The organism is Terrabacter sp. P5_B1, assembly GCF_056400505.1.
Genome location: NZ_JBFULD010000538.1, coordinates 1 through 1,577, shown reverse-complemented (window position 1 = coordinate 1,577; position 1,577 = coordinate 1). Strand labels below are relative to the sequence as shown.

Below are 1,577 nucleotides of genomic sequence, written 5' to 3'. Positions count from 1 at the left end.
GCCATGGCCACGGAACGCATCGTCCCCGTGCTCCGGGCGGCCGTCCTCGTGGCCCTTGCCGTGGCGCCGGCCGCCTTCCTCGGCGACCGCGCCGGCGCGGAGATCCTGCAGCCCTTCGCCGTCACGCTCCTCGCGGGACTGGTGACGAGCTCCTTCGTCGTGCTGTGTCTGGTCCCAGCCCTGTGTGGCGTCCCGAAGGGAGCCGAACGATGACTCGATTGATCGCCCGAATGATGAGCCATACCAAGCACGTTGGGCGCATCTGCCTCTGCCTGCTCTTCCTGCCGGCGGTCGCCGCCTGCGAGGTCTCCGCAGCCGCACCGGAATCGGACCCTCCGGCGGTCGTCGAGGCGGTCCCGGGGTCGGACGTGCCGACGGTCAAGCTCACCGACGACGCGGCCGCTGCCGCAGGCGTCGCGACGGCGCCGGTCACCCGGGCGGCCGCTCCGGGCCAGCTGACCCTGCCTTACGCGGCGGTTCTCTACTACCTCGACGGCACGACCTGGACCTATCTCGCCGAGTCGAAGAACGTCTTCCGGCGGGTGCCGATCCGCGTGCTGTCCATCTCCGGACAGGTCGCCACGTTGACCGCAGGGCCGGCCGTCGGATCGCAGGTCGTCGTCGTCGGCGCCCCTGAGGTGCTCGGCGCCGAGCTCGAGATCAGCGGCGAACAATGACCGAGCGTCGCGGCGTCATCCGGTGGATCGTGCAGTCCAGCCTGAACCTGCGCTTCATCGTCGTCGCGGCGTCGGTCGTGCTGATGGTCCTCGGCTTCACCTCGCTCTCCCAGATGCGGGTCGACGTCTTCCCCGAGTTCGCGCCGCCGCGTGTGGTCATCCAGACCGCGTGCGTGGGTCTGTCGACCTCCGACGTCGAGGAGCTCGTGACGGTGCCTCTCGAGCAGGGGCTGAACGGGCTGCAGGGCCTGTCCGACATGCGCTCGCGGTCCGTCCCGCAGCTGTCGTCGATCGAGCTGCTCTTCTCGTCCGACACCGACCTGCTCCGGGCGCGGCAGCTCGTGCAGGAACGTCTCGCCATCGTGTCGCCGACCCTGCCCACGTGGGCCGCGCCGCCGGTCATCCTGGCCCCGGTGTCCGCGACGGGCCGCGCCATGCAGATCGGCATGACCTCCAAGAAGAACTCGCTCATCGAGATGTCGATGTCGGCGTACTGGAACATCCGCACCCGGCTGCTGCAGGTGCCGGGCGTCGCAAACGTCGCGATCTGGAACGAACGCCTGCAGCTGATGACGGTGCAGGTCGAGCCGGCCCGGCTGGCCGGCAAGGGGGTCACCCTCGACCAGGTGATGGAGACGACCGCGGACGCCGTCGACTCGGGACTGCTGAGGTTCTCGTCCGGCAGCGTCATCGGCACCGGCGGGACGATCGAGTCGGCGAACCAGCGGCTGCCCGTCAGGAACGTCCTGCCCATCGTCACCCCCGCCGACCTGGCCAAGGTGCCGGTCAAGGGGACCGACACGCCCCCCAAGGGTGCCCGTCCGCCCACGTTGGGCGACGTGGCGGTCGTCGCGGAGACCCACCAGCCCCAGATCGGGGACGCGGTCGTCAACTCGGAGC

Annotated in this window: 3 protein-coding genes; all 3 read left to right on the top strand. The window is 70.2% G+C overall.

The genetic code is table 11. The annotated features are described in order from the left end of the window. Positions 1-213: hypothetical protein (locus AC1DP0_RS21755; RefSeq protein WP_478088637.1), on the top strand; the 213-nt coding region annotated here is incomplete at its 5' end. A 17-nt stretch (positions 214-230) separates the two neighbouring features. Further along, on the top strand, positions 231-677 hold the full coding sequence (locus tag AC1DP0_RS21750) for a hypothetical protein (protein WP_478088635.1): 447 nt from the start codon (positions 231-233) through the stop codon (positions 675-677). After that, positions 674-1,577 (top strand): efflux RND transporter permease subunit (locus tag AC1DP0_RS21745; RefSeq protein ID WP_478088634.1); only part of this gene is annotated, 904 nt, incomplete at its 3' end. The genes AC1DP0_RS21750 and AC1DP0_RS21745, both read left to right, overlap by 4 nt.

Excerpts from the sequence above, each read along its gene's own strand:
- AC1DP0_RS21750 (WP_478088635.1), top strand. The coding sequence starts at position 231 with ATGATGAGCCATACCAAGCACGTTGGGCGCATCTGCCTCTGCCTGCTC.